Raw genomic sequence first — 19,154 nt, 5'->3', positions numbered from 1 at the left:
AATTATAGGGCCTTCGTGCAAACCCTGCCTTGACGACGCTAAGGATTTAACTTTTCTAAACTTTTTGTTGCAAAAACGCCTTTTGTAACGCCACAGCGGCTGACGCGGGATCGTTTGCTTCCGTGATCGCGCGCACGACGGCCGCGCTTTTCACACCCGTAGCGAGCACTTGCGGCAGCACATCGCCGCTAATCCCGCCGATTGCGACGAGCGGCACGACGCCTTCCAGCAATTTCACGTAGCGCGCGAGCCTTGCCAGACCTTGCGGCGCGGTCGGCATCACTTTCGTCGTGGTCGGGAACACGGCGCCAAGCGCAATGTAGCTCGGACGGAAGTGCAGCGCCGTCAGCATTTCGTAGTAACCGTGCGTCGACAGGCCGAGGCGCACGCCTGCCTTCGACAAAGCGTGCAGATCCGCCGTATGCACGTCTTCCTGGCCGAGGTGGACGCCGTAAGCGCCCGCGTCGATGGCCGCCTGCCAGTGATCGTTGATGAAAACGCACGCGTCATGCTCGCGGCCCGCGGCGACCGAGCGCGCGATTTCCCGCTTCAGCTCGTCCGGCTCCGCCGCCTTGCGACGCAGCTGCAACGTCTTCACGCCGAAGCCGGCTACGCGCTTGACCCATTCCGCCGTCGGCAGCACGGCATAGATGCCAAGTGCATCCGGACATGCGGCAAAAGCTTGCGCAGGCGCGTCCGGCAAACCGGCGACGCGCGGGAAGCGCGAGATGTCACACGGCCACGCATCGTCGGATTTCGTCTCGTCGCCGTCGCGCCACGCGAGCGCGAGCACCAGCGCATCGTGCGGATCGAACCCGCAATCGAGAAACGCGGCAAGCGCGGCAATCCAGTCTTCCGCGAGATGGCCTTCCAGCTGATGACGCACGCCGCCCAGATGCAGCACCGCGCTGCCCGCCGCCGCCTCGATCACGCCCGCGCCCTGCGTCTGCCAGCGCGCGATCTGCTCGACATGCTGCTCGCTGCTTTGCTTCAGGTCGGTGAAGACGATCAGATCGCCGCCATTCGCGTCGTCAGGCGCTGTCAGGCAGATGCGCCAGTTGACGTGCGTCGGCGGCCAGTCGCCGAGGCGCGCGCGGATGCGTTCGGCCGCTTCCGTGAGTTCGTCGGCGGGTGGCCAGAACAGGTCGCGGCCCGCGAGTTTCAGAGTCTCCGTCATGCAGCAGCGCTCCCATCCTGATGCCAGAACGGCATGCCGACGACGGGCGTGCTCGCATGGGCAGTTTCACGTTCGGCCATCGGGCCGGCCAGATAAGCCTCGCGGCCGGCTTCGACGCCCATTGCAAAGGCGCGTGCCATCGTCTCCGGGTGCGTGGCCTGCGAGACGGCCGTGTTCAGCAGCACGCCGTCGAAGCCCCACTCCATCACCTGGCACGCATGCGACGGCACGCCGAGGCCCGCGTCGACGATCAGCGGCACATCGGGCAAACGCTCGCGCAGCACGCGCAAGCCGTACGGATTCACGACGCCCTTGCCCGTGCCGATGGGCGCGCCCCACGGCATCAGCGCTTCGCAGCCAGCGTCGAGCAGACGCCTGCCGATCACGAGGTCTTCCGTGCAATACGGCAGCACCTTGAAGCCGTCCTTCACCAGTTGCGCAGCCGCTTCGATCAGCCCGACCGGGTCAGGCTGCAGCGTGTAGTCATCGCCGATCAGTTCGAGCTTGATCCAGTCGGTGTCGAAGACTTCGCGCGCCATGTGCGCCGTCGTGACCGCCTCGCTCACCGTCTGGCAGCCGGCCGTGTTCGGCAGGAGCGGCACGCCGTGACGCTTGAGCAGATCGAAGAAGCCAGCTTCCGCGCCGCCCTCGCTCATCTGCCGGCGCAGCGCGACCGTCACCATGCCCGGCTTCGACGCCGCGATCGAATCCGACAGCGACTGCAGCGACGGATAGCGCGACGTGCCCAGCAGCACGCGGCTCTGGAAAGTTTCGCCGTAAAGCGTGAGCGCGTCGGCGGGTGCGTTCGCGTGTGAGTTCATGTGTGATTCCTTGTCAGTGGCTTGCGTCGCGTGGGCTGGCTTTAGCTATAACTTCGGCCTCAGCCGCCCGCGACGGGATGCACGACGTCGAGCTTGTCGCCCGCATGCAACGCGCGCGCCGCATGCTGCCCACGCGCGACGAAATTGCCGTTCAGCGCGACGGCGAACGGCGGCCGCGCGCCGTACGCGCTGAGCGCGTCGGCGACAGTCGCGCCTTCGGGCAGCGACAGCGGCTTCTGGTTGATCTGGATGTCCATGTCTATGAGTTCAAACATTGAGAGTGACAGCGGGCTCGCGGTCGAGCCGGAACAGCTCGCTCCAGCGCGCGTTGCGCTGCCAGTCGGCGAAACCGTCGGAATCGGCGACGCGGCCATCGAGCAGCGCCGACGCGAGCCGCACCGCTTCGCCCGCGACTTCCGGCACGATCATGTAGCCGTGCCGGTACAGCCCGTTCACGCGCAGCGTGCTCGCGCCGTCCCACAGCAGCACGGGACGGTGGTCGGGCAGCGTCGGCCGGCATTGCGAGTTCAGTTCGAGAATGCGCGCCTCGCCGAAACCGGGGTGCACCGAAAACGCCGCGCTCAGTAATTCGAGCGCCGAGCGCACGCTGACGGGCGACATATCCTCGCCCTCCACTTCCGTCGCGCCGATCACGTATAGATCGTCCTGCTTCGGCGCGATATAGAGTGGATAGCGCGGATGCAACAGGCGCACCGGACGTGTCAGATCGATGCCGGGCGCGTGCACGCGCGCGACCTCGCCGCGAATGCCGCGCAGCGTCGGCATCACGGGCTTCGCGCCCAGCCCGCGGCAATCGATCGTGATCTTCGCGGGCGGCAACGCGCTGTCGCTGACGGACGTATTCCAGTGCGTCTCGACGCCGCGTTGTGCCAGCCCCGCAGCCAGCGCCGACAGCACCTGGCGGTTATCGAGCTGGCCTTCGTGCGGCAGCAGCCAGCCTTGCGTGAAGCGGCCGGCGAGCGCGGGCTCGGCCGCGCCGACCTGCGCGCCTGCTAGCGCGACGAGTCCGCCGTCGAGCAGTTCAGCGGGCGCGTTGGCGCGCAGCCGACGCTCGAAGAGCGGCGCCTCGGCGCGATCGCTGTGATGCCAGACGATCAGCGAGCCGTTGCGCTGGAAAAACACCGGCTCGGGCAATTGCGCGAGCAAGGTCGGCCACGTTTCCAGCGACGCCGCGCCCAGCCGCGTAATCAGCAGTTCGGCGCTGGCGGCCTCGGCCAGCGGCGCGAGCATCGCGGCGGCGACCCACGCGGCCGCCTGCGTGCCGGCCGCGTCACCGCGCTCATAAAGCGCAACGCGATGCCCCTCGCCCGCGAGTTGCCAGGCGACGAGACGCCCGCACAGCCCGCCGCCGATCACGGCGAAATCCGGTTGAGCAGAAGTCCTCATCGTGTGGCTCCGAAGCAAGCCTCGCGCGTCCCAAACCGCGCGCCCACGACAAAACGACGGGCGAAACCCGCAGCAATAAAGCGAATAGGTGAAGAATGAGCGGTCATCTAATCCTTTCCGTACGGCAAAGTGCGCACGTACCCAAGGACGAAACCGGCGGGCAAGGCCAGCCGGGTATGGGCGCTCACAAAAAACGGGAACGCCGCCCCGGCGGAAGGAGAACTTCCAGGAAATACTTCCCGAAAACTTCCCGCGCCGGTATTACCCGGATCGGGTGCGAAGGGTTTCTCTCAGCCTCGCTGCAGCGACTGCCAGCGCACGAAGCACCCCTGTTTCGTCCGGACCATTAGACCATAAAAGCTGCGCGCGCCGCAAACCCGGGCAGACCTCAATCGGCCGCGGCTGATTTTGGCGAGGTTCCCTGTTGCTCTGGCACAATGGCACGCGTCAATGCGGACGGAACGCCGCGCCACTGCAAGGCCTTTGTCGGGTTTGCGAGGCCGCGCCGAGGCACGGTGAAACGTCCGCTTAAGTTCAGATTAAGTCGGTGCCGGAACAATCGCAGCCGGGCCACCCACTCGACGGGATGCGACAGCAGCACCATGCCGCTGCGCAATGCATCTCGCCGCCGCCCGGCCGACCGTATGAAAGGATGCTTATGATCGACAACTCGAAAAATCCGGCGGACATCACCGCGTGGGGCCTCATCAAGCCCTACTGGGTGTCCGAGGATCGATGGAAAGCGCGGGGTCTGCTCGCGCTCGTCATCGCGATGAATATGACGATGGTCGCGGCCAACGTCTGGTTCAACACCTGGCAGCGCACGTTCTTCGACGCGATCCAGCAGTACAACTATCCCGTTTTCAAATATTCGCTGCTGCAGTTCACGGTCATTGCGCTCGCGCTGATCCTGCTCGGCTCGTACCGGACCTACTTCCGGCAGATGCTCGAATTCCGCTGGCGGCAGTGGCTCACCAACCGCTATCTGAACGAATGGCTGGGCGACCGCGCGTACTACCGGATCGAGCGCGACAGTCTCGCCGACAACCCCGACCAGCGGGTTTCCGCCGACCTGCAAGGGCTGGCCAGCGCCTCGCTGAATCTGTCGCTCGGCCTGCTGTCGACCACGGTCACACTGTTCTCGTTCATCGTGATCCTGTGGAACCTGTCGGGCGCGTTCGCGTTCCACATGTTCGGCACGGAGTTTTCGATTCCGGGTTACATGGTGTGGGCGGCGTTGGTCTACGCGGCAGTCGGCTCGTGGGTCACGCACAAGGTCAACCATCCGCTGGTGTCGATCAACTACCAGCAACAGCGTGTGGAAGCCGACTTCCGTTTCTCGCTGATCCGCATCCGCGAAAACGCCGATCAGATCGCGCTGTATCAGGGCGAGCGTTCGGAAGAGCAGCAGCTCAAGGGTGTGTTCTCACACATCCGCGAAAACTGGCGCCTCATCATGCGCTTCACGCGACGCTTCAACATCGTCGTCATCAGTTACTCGCAGCTGGCTATCGTCTTTCCGTACATCGCGGCTGCGCCCAAGTACTTTTCGAAGAGCATTTCGTTCGGCATGTACCAGCAGGTGACGGGCGCGTTCGGCACGGTCAGCGATTCGTTCTCCTGGTTCATCAACAATTACGATTCGCTCGCCGAGTGGCGCGCCACCGTCAACCGTCTGCGGGAATTCAATCGCGTGATGCGTTCGCAGCATCTGCATGAGTCGGTCGTCGAAGGCACCGCGCACGGCGGCATCAACGTGCACATCACGGATGCCGATTCGATCGAAGTGACGAATCTTCGTCTGCAGCGTCCCAACGGTGAGCCGATGGCGAACGTCGGCTCGTTCACCATCGCCCCGAAAACGCGCTGGCTGGTGCGCGGGCCTTCGGGCGCGGGTAAGAGCACGTTGATGCGCACGCTCGCGGGCCTGTGGCCGTTCGGCGAAGGCACGATCGAAAAGCCCACGGATGCAAAGCTGCTGTTCATCCCGCAGCGCAGCTATCTGCCCATCGGCACGCTGAAGGCGGCGCTCTGCTATCCGTCGGAGGCTTCCGCCTATTCGGACGAAGCGTGCCGCGAAGTACTCACCGTGTGCCGCTTGCCGGAACTCGCGGACCGCCTGGGCGAATCGACGCATTGGGAACGCTCGCTGTCGCCGGGCGAGCAGCAGCGTCTTGCCGCAGCACGCGCGTTGCTGCAACAGCCCGACTTCCTGTTCCTCGACGAAGCGACGAGCGCGCTCGATCCCGAGAACGAAAGCATCATCTACAACGCGCTGATCGAGCGTCTGCCGAACGCGGCGATCGTCAGCGTCGCGCATCGCAAGACGCTCGAAGCGTTCCACGAGCACACGCTGTTCATCGAGCGCGCGGTCGAGCGCGAGGCCGCATGAGCGACGCGCCGTTCGAGCGCGTCGTGCTGGTGACGGGCGCGGGCTCCGGCATCGGTGCCGCGCTCGCCCGGCGCATCGCGGCGCCGCGTGTCGCGCTGATGCTGCATGCGCGCGGCGCGGACGAGGCTTCGCGAGTGCGGCTCGATCAGGTCGCGGCAACCTGCGCGGCGAACGGTGCGACGTGCGCGACGGTGCTCGCCGATCTCGCCGAACGTGGCGCGTCCGAACATGCCGTCCATCAGACGCTCGCGCGTTTTGGCGCGCTCGACCAGATCGTCGCCAACGCAGGACACGCGCAGCGTCAGACCATCGGCACGCTCGATTTCGATGCGCTCGCGGAGTCGTTCGCGGCGATGCCCGCTGCGTTCGGCGCGCTCGTCAAACGGGCGGCGCCTGCGCTCGAAACATCGAAACGAGGACGCGTCGTGGCCGTGAGTTCGTTCGTCGCGCATCGCTATCGCGCGGACTCGGCGTTTGCGGGCACGGCTGCCGCGAAAGCTGCGCTCGAATCGCTGGCAAAAACGGCGGCCGCCGAACTGGCGCCGCACGGCGTCACGGTGAATTGCGTCGCGCCGGGTTATACGCGCAAGGATCGCGGGCCGAGTGCGGAGAATGCGCTCGCGTGGGCGCGCGCGGCGGAGGCGACGCCGCTCGGGCACGTCGCCGAACCCGACGACATTGCCGCGCTGATCGCCTTTCTGCTTTCCGACTCTGCACGTCACATCACGGGTCAGGTGATTCACGTCGACGGCGGGTTGACGCTCGGCTAGGCGTCGCGCGAGCCTTACGCGCTCCCAGTCGGCGCAACATCCTGAAAGACTCTCGAACAGTTCGAAAGCACTTCCGAAGCGCATGCGCTGTTCCGTGCTTTGCGCGCGGGCCTTTCCAGCGACGATTGCATCGTGGGCCAAACGCTCCCCTGGCGCAGCCCGCGACGCAAACTCAACGTCACTGGAAATACCTGCCATGTCTTTCGACCGCCGCCTCCCCTCGCTTTCCCGTTTGTCTCTTCGTATCGCGCAGTCCGGCCGCGACGCCGCGCTGACGGCCACGGCCGTGCTGCTGTTCGCGACGGCAGCGAATGCCGCGCAGACCGCGCCTGTGAAGCAGGCCGAACCCGCCGACGTCTGCCCCGCGCTGTCGCACATCGTGTCGTCCGCCGACTTCAAGAAGCTGCGCGACGAGCCTGCTGCGTCGCTGCCGGGCGTCGACCCGATCGATGACTGCCGTGCCAACGCGCATTCGTACGACTGCCGCTGGCGCGCGCACTGGGAAGCCGACGGCTTCGTCAACGATCCGCTCGAAGAAATCGGCGCGGATATCGCTGCGTGCTTCCCGAACGTCGTGCACGACATCAACACGCCGACGCGCCAGCACTTCATCGTGAAGACGGCCGACCGCCGCGTGAGCGTCACGGCGAGCGTGCAAGGCCAGAATGAACTGCGTCTGCGCATTGCGCGCTGAGCGTTCTTGACACGACCTGACGTCACCTCAATCAACCCGCTCGCGAGCGCACCGTGATCGCCTCTTCATTCGCGCATGTTTTGCGGTTCTTGCTCGCGGCGTTTTGTTTGATGTCGCTGGGCGGGTGCGCGTGGACGCTGATTACGGCCGCCGATGCGACGGGGTCCGTGATTCAGGCGGGCTATGCGATCGCTTCGAACTATTCGTCGCCGACCTTTATCAACGGACGGCGCGCGAAGATCAGCACGGTTTGCATCGAGGTTAACCAGCTGGTTTCTGCGGGCGACTTCGTGCCTGCGTTGCAGCTTGCGCTCGATAAGCGCGGGATTCGATCTGATGTGTATAACCCGGGGACGTCGCCGGCTGGGTGCGAGGCGCGGCTCGTGTATAACGCGTCTGTCGACTATGGGCGCCGCTCGTTCAGCGACGAACCGATGCAGTATCTTTCCATGATCGATCTCACGCTGATTCAGCATGGGCGGATTCTTGTTACCGCGCGGTATCAGACGGGTGGGCTTGGGGTCGATCGGTATTCGAGTGCTTCGGTGAAGCTGGATGGGTTGATCGATAAGATGGTTGTGAATCAGATCGCTGATTTGCAGGTTGAGACTATTCAGACTTCTGCCATCGGGAAGTGATGCTCTGCGGGGCGTTGCCGGTTGGGTGTTGTTTTTGGCTTTGCTGCGCTGGCGTCCGGTGTGTTTGTCTTTTTTGTGTGCTGGCGGCGCCGGTCGGTATGCTTGTCTTTGCGCTGGCATCCGCGTGGTGACTTACCCGTTGATGCGTCGCCGGTCGGTGTGTTTGCTCTTGCGTTGGCATCCGCGTTATGCCTTCGTGCTTCAAGCGTCGCCCCTGTGCGGGGCGGCACCTACTTTTCTTTGCCGCCGCAAAGAAAAGTAGGCAAAAGAAAGCGGCTAACACCGCCAGCTCTTGTGTTTGCCTGAGGGCCCCCAACCGGTCCCACGCTTCACACGGCAACATCCTTGTTTGCGTGTGTTGCCAACGCGTTCTCCGTGCGCCTCACCCGCTTCACGCTCCCGCGTTGCGGCGTGCCGTGCCAGATATTCCGCTGCCGCCCAGGTGGCAAACTGTGTGTAGGCCGTAGCACTCCACTCGCCTCACTTCGGACCGATAGCGCAGGTGTTCCACCCTGTAAGAGCGCCAAGCTATACGACGCGACAACCTACACACAGTTTGCCACCTGGGCGGCACATACCGTTCGCTGCCGTGAGCCCATGTACGGGTGTTTGAAGCGGGTGAGGCGCTCATTCGAAGCGTTGGCAACTCGCGTGAACAGAAATGCTGCCGTGTGCAGCGTAGGACCGGTTAGGGGCCCTCAGGCAAACACAAGAACTGGCGGTGTTAGCCGCTTTCTTTTGCCTACTTTTCTTTGCGGCGGCAAAGAAAAGTAGGTGCCGCCCCGCACAGGGGCAACGCATGAAGTACGAAGACAAATCGCGGATGCCAACGCAAGAGCAAATCGCGGATGCCACCGCAAAGGCAGACACACCGACCGGGCACCGCCAGCACACAAAAAGCAAAACCCGGATGCCCGCGCAACAGCAAAAACCCCACCCAGCGTCGCAGACAAAAAAACCAAAACCTCTTACGCATGAAAGATTTCGAAAGCACCCCCAGCTTCCGCGCGAAGCGCACCCCAACTACTATCGCCAGGATGAACTCATCCATTATGGTCGTCGACGACGACCCGGTCGTCCGCGACATCGTGCGCGACTATCTGCAAGGCCGTGGCTTCACAGTATCCGTGCTAGAGAACGGCATGGCGCTGCAACAGGCGCTGCAGCACGAACGTCCCGCGCTCGTCGTGCTCGACATCATGATGCCCGAGCTGGACGGCATCAGCGCGTTGCGCGCGCTACGTCTCGCAGGCGACAACATCCCCGTGATCCTGCTGACCGCGCGCGCGGATGTGATCGATCGCGTGATCGGTCTCGAACTGGGCGCAGACGACTATCTCGGCAAACCATTCGATCCGAGCGAACTCGTCGCACGCATCCGCAGCGTGCTGCGCCGGCGCGAAAGCGCAGCGCCGAGCGCGCCCGAAAATCGCGCGCCGTATCGCTTCGGTCGCTTCGAAGTGAATTTCCCCGCGCGCGAACTGCGTCGCGACGGCGAACGCATCGCCCTGCGCTCCAGCGAATTCGCGATGCTAAAAGTGTTCGTCTCGCACGCGATGACCGTGCTCACGCGCGCGCAACTGCTCGAAAAACTGCACGGCGGCACCGATACGCACCGCAATCGCAGCCTCGATGTGTCGATCTGGCGCCTGCGCCGACTGATCGAAGTCGATCCGTCCGAGCCGCGCTACGTGCAGACCGTATGGGGCAAAGGCTATGTGTTCGTGCCGGATGGCGAGATCGGCGCAGCGGAACGTTACGACGCGCCCGTCGCAAATCTCTGACGCTCTGCAGCGCCGCGCTTCACGCGCACATCGGCAAGCGCCAACAGCCCGCGCGCCAACGCAAGCAGGAACGCGCGAGCGCGCCGCCCGCGCAAAGCATCAGAACGTCAACACGCTCATGAACATGCGCTGCAGCCAGCCAAGCGTCGTCGAATCGGCAAGCATGCCTTGCCCCGCCTGCTCGATGCGCGCGTTCGCCACCTTGCTCGACGCGACGTAGTTCCCCGACTCGATATCCTTCGGGTTCACGATGCCCGACAGACGCAGCCGGTCACGGTTGCCGCCCATCGAAATCAGCTTCTCGCCCGACACCACCAGGTTGCCCGTCGGCATCGTGCCGATCACCGTGACGGCGAGCGTGCCCGTCATGCCGCTCGTGTCGGCAATCGATCCCTGTCCCTTGAACGTCGTGCTCGCCGAGCCGATGTTGAACAGCCGCGCCAGACGCGCCGCCGTACCCGTCGATTTGTCAGCGGCTTCGGCCGTGATGTCGCTCGCGCGGCTCGCCTGCGCATTCGTGCTGTTCGAGCCGGTGTACGACTCGGACAGACGGATCGTCAGCACGTCGCCGATATGCTGCGCACGCGGCGTCTCGTACAGCAGAATCCCCGTGCCCGCCTGAAAGATCGCGCCCTGCGTGTTCACGTTGAGCGGCGCGGTCGACAGCGGCGGCAGCATCGGTGTGTCGACGATCGAATCTTTCGTGGCGCCGCAACCGGCGAGCGCGTAGAAGACGGCGGCGCTCGTCAGCACGGCGGCGGTGCGTGGCATGTGCATGGCGTTCATGGTGTGTCGTGCCCCTGCGTGTGATTAAGCAACGAAGCCAATCGAAATCTCCGGTCAACCCGCGTCGGGACTGCTCGCCTGCCATTGCCGCACGACCGACTTCATATACGCGTCCGGGTCCTTCAACAGGTAGATGAGCGTCGCGTTATGCGTCGCGGGCAACAGGCACAACGTGATCGAACTCACGTCGTTTTCCCAGATGTAGACGGGCAGCTGGCCAGCCGTCGGCGAACTCACCTGTGTCGCCGTACGTGGCGCGCCGTAGCGGTCCTCGAACGCGTCGCGCAGATCGTCGGCCGTGATCTCGTCGATCACGAACGAAATCTCGTACAGACGGAAGCCACTCTGCCCATCGACGCGCACGAAGCGCAGCACATGCTCGTCAGCAGGCGTGCCGTCCACGACGGCACGCGATACTTCCCAGCCGTCCGCCGCGCGATGCGCCCACTGGCACGCGATCGTCAGGCTCTGCGACGTCTTCAACCGCATGCCGAGCGAACCCGCGACGTTGTCCGTCTCGCAGACAGGTACGCTGCCGAGCGGCGTCGCGCGCACCCGCGAGACGGCGCGAAATTCGTCGAGCGTGATGCCGAGCGGAATGCCGCGAAACGCGAACGGTTTGTCGACGGTGCGCTTTTTCGCGCCGATCGCCGACATGCGCAGCGCGGCCGCCTGTTGCGGCGGCAACATGTTCTGCGCACTCGCCGCGAACGGCATCAGCGCACAGGACATGGCCACAGCGCATGCGGTCAGCACGCGCCCGATCGAAGTGAGTTGCATGGCTCGCCTCGCGTAACTGATGGCAGCAGCTCAGTCGATGGCTGCGGCACAGGCGTCGAACGGCGTCGCGGCCACATGGCCGACGACGGGCAGAATCTTCAGCGTCGCCGAGGTCAGCCGGCACGGCAGCGCCGCGACTGCGCAACCGTCGAGCGGCAGCACCGCCGCGCCCACGGCCGACCACATCGCGAGACGCGCAGCAGCGCGTCTTACGCGCGTGTAAAAGCATGATTTCGGCACGGCGAACTCCGGCACGTCAGGCCGTCGTGTTGACGTGATTGCCGACCATGCCGACGGGCGACGCGGACGTTTGCGTGGCGCCCGCCTTGTCGCCCGTCGCCGTCGAGGCGGCCGTCGTGGACGTGCTGCGCGCGGACGGCTTTTCAGCAGCGGAGGGTCGGGCGATGCTTTGCAGTTGCGTGGTGAAGTGGTTGTTCTGAACAGTCATGGCAAACCTCGTGAAGTGCGAGAGTCTTCGGGATCGCCGTGCGCCCGTTCGCGAAAGCATCGCTGAGTCCGGCGCACACGGCGGCGTGTGGCGTAGCGAATGATCCCGTCTGCCTCGTTGTCACGATGGCTCAAGCAACGCACGTATTTCTGAGGTACTTACGACCGCTTGCGAATGCACGCGAAATCTTTCCAAACCCGCAAAAAGCAGAGGTTTTCGCTCAACATCCGGAAGGCGCGCGCGACAGAAATATTGCGGACTGCAACGCGCGCGGCAGGTCGCGCCGCCCCGCCCGGCAAGGAAGGCTCGAGAAGCCGCGCGCCGCGCGCACGCTGCATGAGAGTTTGAGTAAGTGTTGGTAAGGAAAGCTTCAACCGCCGACCAGCCTTGCCGGACTAGAATTTCGGTATGAATCCACAGGTCCTCATCGTCGACGACGATCCCGTCGTGCGCGATCTGCTTTGCCGCTTCCTGCAATCGAATGGCTACGATGCATCCGTGCTGCATGACGGCACGCATCTGCAACGCCGTCTCGAACGGGAGCGGCCTTCCGTCGTCGTGCTCGACATCATGATGCCGAACACCGACGGCCTGCGCGCGCTCACCGCGTTGCGCGCCGCCGGCGACGACATTCCCGTGATCTTCGTGACGGCGCGCGGCACGGTGGCCGATCGCATCATCGGGCTGTCGCTGGGCGCCGACGACTATCTGACGAAGCCATTCGATCCACGCGAACTGCTCGCGCGCATCCAGACGGTGCTGCGCCGTCGCGGCCCGGCGACGACGAGCGCGCCGGAAGCGCGCAAGCGTTATCGCTTCGGTCCGTTCGAACTCGACTTCGCAACGCGCACGCTGTCACGCGACGAGACGCGCGTCACGCTGCGCGACAGCGAATTCGCGCTGTTGAAGATCTTCGTCAACAATCCGTACAAGGTGCTGTCGCGCGTGCTGATTCACGATCTCGTGCATCGCGACGACCTGCCGTTCCGCGACCGCAGTCTCGATGTGCCTATCTGGCGTCTGCGCCGCGTGATCGAAAACGATCCGTCGAATCCGTGCTACGTGCAGACGGTACGCGGCAAGGGCTACGTGTTCGTCCCCGACGCGGACCCCAATGGCGCGCCCTTCGCCGCCGATCCCGCGTGATGCTCGCGTGACCCGCATCAGGAATCCGCTGAATACGCTGTTCGGCAGGATGGCGTTGCTGTCGTCGGCGGTGCTGTTTGCGATTCAGGCTGGCTGGTTCGTGCTGGTCGTGATGCAGCCGCCGCATCACGAGGTGGATGGCTACGCGCGCGGCATTCTGCTCGCGCTGCAGGCCGCGAACGGTGAGCCCGTCAACGGCGCCGACGTCGCGCCGGCGCTACGCGTGCATCTCGTGCCGACATGGAACATGCCGGCCACCGTCCATCTCGAACCGCCCACGCGCAGGCCGTTCGTCGAGCTCACGCGCCATTTGCGCGCGAGCCTGCCCGCCGGCACCGAGATCGCCGTCGACGACACGCATATGCCGCGTCTGTGGGTGCGCTTTCCGCGCAAGTCGATGTGGGTCGTGATTCCCGTCGATGTTCCACCGCGCCCGCGCTTCGTGATCGAATCCGTTTCGATGCTGCTCGCCGCGCTGCTGCTGTCGCTGCTCGCGGTCTGGCAGATGCAGCGCCCGCTCACGCGCGTCGCGCATGCGGCGCGCGCGTTCGGCGCAGGCAGCCGGCCCGAGCCCGTCTCCGAACAGGGACCGCGCGAACTGCGCGATCTGATCGGCTCTTTCAACGACATGATGCGGCGCCTGAACGAAGCGGGCGACGATCAGGCCGTGATGCTCGCTGGCGTCGCGCACGATCTGAAAGCGCCGCTCACGCGTCTGAAGCTGCGCGCGAGCGTGCTCGCCGACGAGCACGAGCGCGCGGGCCTGATCCGCGACGTCGATTCGCTGACGAACATCGTGCAGCAGTTTCTGGAGTTCGCGGGACAGTCGGCGGAATCGGGACCGATGACGGAAGTGGACGGTTTCCTGCGCGAGCAGTTTTCTTCCACGGACGGCAGTGAAGACGATGAAGCTGATGAAGCTGATGAAGCCGACGATAGCGACAACGCCGAAGCGCCGCTTTTCAGGCTTGATCTGCAGGCCGGTTCGCGTTTCACGCTGCCGCGCACGCTGCTCGACCGGCTGGTCACCAATCTCGTCGACAACGCGTTCGAGCATGGCGCGCCGCCCGTCGAAATCGCGACGTCGCGCGACGAACTGCAGTGGTTCATCGACGTCCGCGATCATGGGCCGGGTATCCCTGAGGACCGCATCGCCGCCGCGATGAAGCCGTTCGTGCGGCTCGATGCGGCGCGCGGCGGCGAAGGGCATTGCGGACTGGGCCTCGCGATCGTCGTGCGCCTTGCGCATCATCGCGGCGGCAAGTGCACGGTGGAGAATCACCCGGATGGCGGACTGCATGTGCGCGTCGCGCTGCCTGTCGCCGTGCCGGAAGCTTGAGGCGATTCCAAGCCGCGAATAGCGGCTAACGCACGTTGGAAACATTACTCACGTTACGTACGCGCGGTTTGCGCTTACCTTGCCTTACGGTTGCGCCATTTCACCGCGCTGCGGACCTATAGTGCAATCCGGCGTCCTCGGCGCCTCCCTGTTCGGTCCGTCCCGCTGCCACCTGGGACGGGCCGTTTTTTCTTTGCGCGACGGAAAAATCAGAGAAGAAGGCGGTCGCGCAACGTATCGACCGTCGATTGCGCGAGGCCGAGCCCGCGCGTGAGATAGCCTGACATCGTGCCGTAGCTGGATTGCACCTGATCGAAGGACGCCTGCAAATAGCTGGTCTGCACGCTCGCAAGCGGCTTTTCCGCATTCGCGGCCGGATCGCCGCTCTCCTGGCGGCGCGCCTCGACGCGCGCCGAAATCGAATTCGCCATATACGTGTTCGACAGCAGATAGTCCTGCATGATGATGTCGAACGGCACGTTGGCGATGCTCAGCAAGAGCGCCGCGGCCCAGCCCGCGCGATCCTTGCCCGCGCTCGAATGAATCAGCTGTGGGCCCGCCGTGCTGGCGAGTTGCGAAAGCAACGAGCCGAATGCCGCGCGCTGCACGGCATCCGTCACGTAGAGCCGCTGTGCGCGTTCCATCGACGACACCGCGCTCGCCTCGCTACCCTGCATGGGTGTGATGACGTCCTCGCGTCCTGTGACGTTGATCTTCACGTATGCCGCGTTGGCGGGCAGCGCGTCGGATGCGCGATCGATCTCGCCGGGCGTACGCAGATCGTAGACAGCCGCGATGCCGAGCGAATCGAGCACGGCTGCATCGGCGGCGTTTTGCGTCAGTGCATTCGATCTGTAGAACGCGTTGCGCCGCACGACGCGGCCGTCGACGGTCGGATAGCCGGCCGCCGTCCCACCCACATCACGAAAGTTTTCCAGCGACGCGAGACGCGGCGTCGGCGCCTGATCCGAGCCCGCGTTGTTGCCGCCGCACGCCGTCAGCAACGTGCTACTCATGCCGGAGAGCAGCAGCGCACCCGCCGTGCTCTTCAGGAAGCGGCGGCGCGACGCGAGTTGCGCTCGCGCGCGCGATGGCGCCAGCGCAATCGGCAAGGCGTAGAGATCATGCGCAGCGGCGAGTGAAATGTCCGCTTTCGCAGAGGAAGTCATTGTTGTGTCTACAAGGTGCGGCGCGAATGCCGCGCGCAGATGCGAAAGACGCACGCGGGTCACGTGCAGGTTTGACGAACCGATCGACAGTGTAGTTAACCGTATGGGTCGATCACTTACGGCGTCGACGTGCAGTGTAATGGACGAAAACAGCTCGAGGGTTACACAGTAGCAATCAGTAAGGAATCGCAATGTGGGCGCCTCGCCCGCCGTTCCTGCCATGTGAGACGCGGGCTGAAATACGGGCGCGCTTTTTTTGCCGCGCATTGGCCTCAATCGAGGCGGACCGTAGAATACAAGCCACCTGCGGCACGCCGGACGAACATCAGAATCACAACAGCAACCCACGTACACGGGATCACAGGAGAGGGGATGGCGTCATTTCAGTGGTTTACCGAGTTGTCGACGCGCGAAAGGCGCACGCTCTACGCGGGCTTCGGCGGCTATGCCGTCGACGCGTTCGACTTCATGATCTACTCGTTCCTGATTCCGACGCTGATCGCGACGTGGGGCATGTCGAAAAGCGAAGCGGGGATGATCGCGACCAGTTCGCTGATCTCGTCGGCGATAGGCGGCTGGATGGCGGGCGTACTCGCCGACCGCTACGGCCGCATCCGCGTGCTGCAATGGACGATCGCGACCTTCGCGCTGTTCACCTGCCTGTCCGGCTTCACTCACAACTTCTGGCAACTGCTGACGACGCGCACGCTGCAAGGCATCGGCTTCGGCGGCGAATGGTCGGTGGTGACGATCATGATGGCGGAGACGATCCGCTCGCCGCAGCATCGCGCGAAAGCCGTCGGCACCGTGCAGAGCAGCTGGTCGTTCGGCTGGGGAGCGGCGGCGATTCTCTACTGGGCGTTCTTTGCGTTGCTGCCCGAAGAATATGCGTGGCGCGCGTGCTTCTGGATCGGCATCGTGCCCGCGCTGTGGATCATCTATATCCGCCGCAACGTCAGCGATCCCGACATCTATATCGCGACGCGCAGCGCGCGCGACAGCGGTTTCGACACCTCCCACTTCCTGCAGATTTTCTCCGCAACGCACCTGAAAACGACGATTCTCGGCAGCGCGCTATGCAGCGGCATGCTAGGCGGCTACTACGCGATCACGACCTGGCTGCCCACTTATCTGAAGACCGTGCGCCATCTGTCCGTGTTCAACACGAGCGGCTATCTGGTCGTGCTGATCGTCGGTTCGTTCATCGGGTATATCGTCGGCGCGATTCTTTCGGACCGGATCGGACGGCGCGCGTCGTTCATCCTGTTCGCGATCGGCTCGTTCCTGCTGGGCATGGTCTACACGATGCTGCCCATCACCGATGGCGCGATGCTGCTGCTCGGTTTTCCGCTCGGCATCGTCGTGCAGGGAATATTCGCGGGCGTTGGTGCGTATCTATCTGAGCTGTATCCGAATGCGATCCGCGGCTCGGGCCAGGGTTTCTGCTATAACCTCGGGCGCGGTGTCGGCTCGTTCTTTCCGATTCTGGTCGGCACGCTGTCGCAGACGATGACGCTCGTGAAGGCGATCGGCATCGTCGCGGGTTCGGGCTATCTGCTCGTCGTCGTGGCGGCGCTGGCGCTGCCTGAAACGAAGGGCAAATCGCTTGCCGCCGAAAGCGCGGAATCGGCGGAACACGTGTAATACCACCCATGCAAACGATCGTTCTCGGTGGCGGCATCATCGGTGTCGCCACCGCTTTCTACCTGCGCGAGCGCGGCTGCGACGTCACCGTGATCGAGCGCGAATCCGACGTCGCGCTCGCGACGAGCTTCGGCAATGCGGGCGTGATCGCGCCCGGCTACGTGACGCCGTGGGCCGCGCCTGGCATGCCGGCCAAGATCCTGAAGTATCTGTTCAAGCCCGCGTCGCCGCTGATCTTCCGGCCGACGTTCGATCTGGCGCAATGGCGCTGGATCGCGCGCTGGCTGCGCGAATGCGATCTCGCGCGCTTTCGCGTCAACAAGCAGCGGATGCAGCGCATCGCGTACTACAGCCGCGAATGCCTGCGCGAGTTTCGCGGGCATCATCCGTTCGAGTACGGACGCAGCCAGGGCTATCTGCAACTCTTTCGCACGGCGTTCGACGTCGAACTCGCGCAGCCCGCGCTTGCCGTGCTGCGCGACGCGGGCATCAAGCATCGCGAAGTGAGCGCGGCCGAATGCGCCGAGATCGAGCCGGGACTGCGCTGGGCGCGTCAGGCGCCGTTGAGCGGCCTCTATCTACCCGACGACGAAGCGGGTGACTGCGCACGCTTCACGCGCGAATTGCGCGCGATCTGCGAGGCGAACGGCGTGCGCTTTCGCTTCGATACGCGTGTGACGGCGCTCGACGTGCGTGGCCGCGCGGTGCATGGTGTGCATGTCGAGAGCGCGGCGGGCAGCGAGACGCTGGTGGCGAATGCCATTGTTGTGGCGGCGGGCGTCGATAGCGCGGATCTGCTTGCGCCGCATGGCGTGAAAGTGCCGCTGTATCCCGTGAAGGGCTACTCGGCGACGCTACAGATCGTCGACGATGAAAAGTCGCCGCGTGCCGCATTGATGGACGAATCGTTGAAGACGGCGATAACGCGGTTCGGGCCCAATCTGCGCGTCGCGGGTACGGCCGAGCTTGGCAACCGGCAGACGACCTTGCGCGAGCAGGCGCTACAGACGCTGATGAAAGTGCTCGACGACTGGTTCCCACATGCGACGGCGCCCTCTTCCGCACAGTTCTGGGTTGGACGCCGTCCGATGACGCCCGATGGCGCGCCGTTGCTTGGGCCGTCCGGCATTGAAAGGTTGTGGATCAATCTTGGACATGGCTCGACGGGCTGGGCGATGTCGCTGGGGTCGGGGCGGGTGGTCGCGGATCTGATTACGCGGCGCGAGCCGGAAATCGATCTGGATGGGTTGACGTTGGAGCGGTATCGCGGGTCGTGATTTTTGTTTGGTCTGCTGCGTTTGGTCTGCCTTGCGCGTCACGCGTAGACGACGGGCACGCTCGCCAGTGATCGATATCGCGCGCCTGTGCGAGCTAGCGTGCTCGAATAGAGCGTCAACGAGTCGAAGCGCGCGATCAGTTCGTCTTGCAAGTCCGTTGCGGGGCCGACGGCCGCCGCGTCCTGGCGGTAGCGCGCGAGCGTTACATGCGGCCGGAATGTACGGGCATCGACGGGCAGGCCGAGCGCGATCATCGACGAGCGCACGCGCCAGTCCAGTGCGATGAATTCATCGGACATGGCGAGTGTCGCCACCGTCAGGCGCGGGTGTGAGGCGCGTGGCCAATGTTCGATTTTTGTTATCGGCGTGAGCTTGAGCGGCACTGTCTCGTGCGTTAGTGATTCGATCAGCGGTGCGGCTTTTTCTTGTGGCAGTACGCCGATGAACGTTACCGTCAGGTGCAATTGTTCGTAGGGGACGCGGCGCGCAGTCGTGGGGATGTCGATGGACGATAGCGCGTCGCGGGTCGCCGTGTCGGGGACTAGCGCTATGAAGCAACGCTGGTAGTCATGCTGATCGGTCAGTTCGCTATTCGGGTCTGAGGCGGACCCGGCGCTTTCTTTTTGGTCTGGCTGCGGATCGGTGCGTTGCATCGTAGCTCTCCTGGCGCGTTCCCGCTCAGTCACACTTTATGCCTGTTCGATCGTGGTGTGGTTTGGTTTTCGTTTTTCGCTTTCGCTGGCATTCGGGTGGCGACTTCGCGGCGCGGGCGGATTAGTGTTTGCCTTTGCTGCGCGGGCATCTGCCTCTTGCTTTTTGTGTGCTGGCGGCGCCGGTCGGTGTGTCTGCCTTTGCGCTGGCATCCGCGTATTGCCTTCGTAC

19 protein-coding genes and 1 riboswitch are annotated in these 19,154 nt (G+C 64.3%); of the genes, 9 read left to right on the top strand and 10 right to left on the bottom strand.

The genetic code is table 11. From position 1 onward, the window contains the following. Positions 1-55 precede the first annotated feature (55 nt). From thiE to SB822_RS29515, 4 genes are read right to left on the bottom strand one after another with little or no spacing between them, the layout of a single operon-like run. Complete coding sequence (thiE, locus tag SB822_RS29530) at positions 56-1,177, bottom strand: thiamine phosphate synthase (RefSeq protein WP_007731858.1); 1,122 nt, start codon at positions 1,175-1,177, stop codon at positions 56-58. Further along, the gene (locus SB822_RS29525) at positions 1,174-1,998 is read right to left on the bottom strand and encodes a thiazole synthase (RefSeq protein WP_035988932.1); all 825 of its coding nucleotides are present in this window, start codon (positions 1,996-1,998) and stop codon (positions 1,174-1,176) included. The genes thiE and SB822_RS29525 overlap by 4 nt, the downstream gene beginning before the upstream one ends. A gap of 59 nt (positions 1,999-2,057) precedes the next feature. Further along, on the bottom strand, positions 2,058-2,255 hold the full coding sequence (gene thiS, locus SB822_RS29520; RefSeq protein ID WP_035538717.1) for a sulfur carrier protein ThiS: 198 nt from the start codon (positions 2,253-2,255) through the stop codon (positions 2,058-2,060). A 10-nt stretch (positions 2,256-2,265) separates the two neighbouring features. Next, positions 2,266-3,405: an FAD-dependent oxidoreductase gene (locus SB822_RS29515; protein WP_410856231.1), complete on the bottom strand. Its 1,140-nt coding sequence runs from the start codon at positions 3,403-3,405 to the stop codon at positions 2,266-2,268. A 230-nt stretch (positions 3,406-3,635) separates the two neighbouring features. Beyond that, positions 3,636-3,746: riboswitch (TPP riboswitch) on the bottom strand. Between the two features lie 317 nt (positions 3,747-4,063). Between SB822_RS29515 and SB822_RS29510 the strand changes: the two genes are divergently transcribed. From SB822_RS29510 to SB822_RS29490, 5 genes are all read left to right on the top strand, one after another. After that, a complete protein-coding gene (locus tag SB822_RS29510) occupies positions 4,064-5,797 on the top strand; it encodes an ABC transporter ATP-binding protein/permease (RefSeq protein ID WP_410856230.1) in 1,734 nt (577 codons plus the stop codon). Then, entirely contained in the window at positions 5,794-6,567 is a 774-nt protein-coding gene (locus SB822_RS29505) for an SDR family NAD(P)-dependent oxidoreductase (RefSeq protein ID WP_410856229.1), read from the top strand. Before SB822_RS29510 ends, SB822_RS29505 begins: the two co-directional genes overlap by 4 nt. Before the next feature lie 196 nt (positions 6,568-6,763). Next, a complete protein-coding gene (locus SB822_RS29500; RefSeq protein ID WP_009771310.1) occupies positions 6,764-7,261 on the top strand; it encodes a hypothetical protein in 498 nt (165 codons plus the stop codon). Between the two features lie 110 nt (positions 7,262-7,371). Continuing rightward, positions 7,372-7,899: a hypothetical protein gene (locus SB822_RS29495; protein ID WP_410856246.1), complete on the top strand. Its 528-nt coding sequence runs from the start codon at positions 7,372-7,374 to the stop codon at positions 7,897-7,899. A gap of 1,037 nt (positions 7,900-8,936) precedes the next feature. Beyond that, a complete protein-coding gene (locus SB822_RS29490; protein ID WP_009771308.1) occupies positions 8,937-9,683 on the top strand; it encodes a response regulator in 747 nt (248 codons plus the stop codon). Between the two features lie 99 nt (positions 9,684-9,782). Here SB822_RS29490 and SB822_RS29485 read toward each other — a convergent pair whose 3' ends face one another. The 4 genes from SB822_RS29485 to SB822_RS29470 are packed head-to-tail and all read right to left on the bottom strand — an operon-like array spanning position 9,783 to position 11,697. Beyond that, positions 9,783-10,469, bottom strand: a complete 687-nt coding sequence (locus tag SB822_RS29485; protein WP_410856228.1) for a flagellar basal body L-ring protein FlgH — start codon at positions 10,467-10,469, stop codon at positions 9,783-9,785. A gap of 54 nt (positions 10,470-10,523) precedes the next feature. Beyond that, positions 10,524-11,249, bottom strand: coding sequence for a hypothetical protein (locus SB822_RS29480; RefSeq protein WP_007739200.1), 726 nt, complete (start codon positions 11,247-11,249; stop codon positions 10,524-10,526). A 30-nt stretch (positions 11,250-11,279) separates the two neighbouring features. Then, positions 11,280-11,489, bottom strand: a complete 210-nt coding sequence (locus SB822_RS29475; RefSeq protein WP_410856227.1) for a DUF6726 family protein — start codon at positions 11,487-11,489, stop codon at positions 11,280-11,282. Between the two features lie 16 nt (positions 11,490-11,505). After that, the gene (locus SB822_RS29470; protein WP_086914446.1) at positions 11,506-11,697 is read right to left on the bottom strand and encodes a hypothetical protein; all 192 of its coding nucleotides are present in this window, start codon (positions 11,695-11,697) and stop codon (positions 11,506-11,508) included. A 408-nt stretch (positions 11,698-12,105) separates the two neighbouring features. Here SB822_RS29470 and SB822_RS29465 point away from each other — a divergent pair, with 408 nt between their 5' ends. Both SB822_RS29465 and SB822_RS29460 read left to right on the top strand, forming a co-directional pair. Beyond that, positions 12,106-12,843: a response regulator gene (locus SB822_RS29465; RefSeq protein ID WP_007739205.1), complete on the top strand. Its 738-nt coding sequence runs from the start codon at positions 12,106-12,108 to the stop codon at positions 12,841-12,843. A 16-nt stretch (positions 12,844-12,859) separates the two neighbouring features. Beyond that, entirely contained in the window at positions 12,860-14,182 is a 1,323-nt protein-coding gene (locus SB822_RS29460; protein ID WP_410856245.1) for an ATP-binding protein, read from the top strand. Between the two features lie 209 nt (positions 14,183-14,391). Here the strand turns inward: SB822_RS29460 and SB822_RS29455 are convergent, their stop codons facing one another. Further along, entirely contained in the window at positions 14,392-15,351 is a 960-nt protein-coding gene (locus SB822_RS29455; RefSeq protein ID WP_410856226.1) for a tyrosine-protein phosphatase, read from the bottom strand. Between the two features lie 372 nt (positions 15,352-15,723). Between SB822_RS29455 and SB822_RS29450 the strand changes: the two genes are divergently transcribed. Both SB822_RS29450 and SB822_RS29445 read left to right on the top strand, forming a co-directional pair. Next, positions 15,724-16,995, top strand: coding sequence for an MFS transporter (locus SB822_RS29450; RefSeq protein WP_410856225.1), 1,272 nt, complete (start codon positions 15,724-15,726; stop codon positions 16,993-16,995). A gap of 8 nt (positions 16,996-17,003) precedes the next feature. After that, positions 17,004-18,272: a D-amino acid dehydrogenase gene (locus SB822_RS29445; RefSeq protein WP_410856224.1), complete on the top strand. Its 1,269-nt coding sequence runs from the start codon at positions 17,004-17,006 to the stop codon at positions 18,270-18,272. A 38-nt stretch (positions 18,273-18,310) separates the two neighbouring features. Here SB822_RS29445 and thpR read toward each other — a convergent pair whose 3' ends face one another. After that, entirely contained in the window at positions 18,311-18,925 is a 615-nt protein-coding gene (thpR, locus tag SB822_RS29440) for an RNA 2',3'-cyclic phosphodiesterase (protein ID WP_007739210.1), read from the bottom strand. Positions 18,926-19,154: the final 229 nt, after the last annotated feature.

Source organism: Paraburkholderia sp. SIMBA_054 (assembly GCF_046534875.1).
Lineage (GTDB): Bacteria > Pseudomonadota > Gammaproteobacteria > Burkholderiales > Burkholderiaceae > Paraburkholderia > Paraburkholderia hospita.
This window is presented reverse-complemented; position numbering and strand designations above follow the sequence as displayed.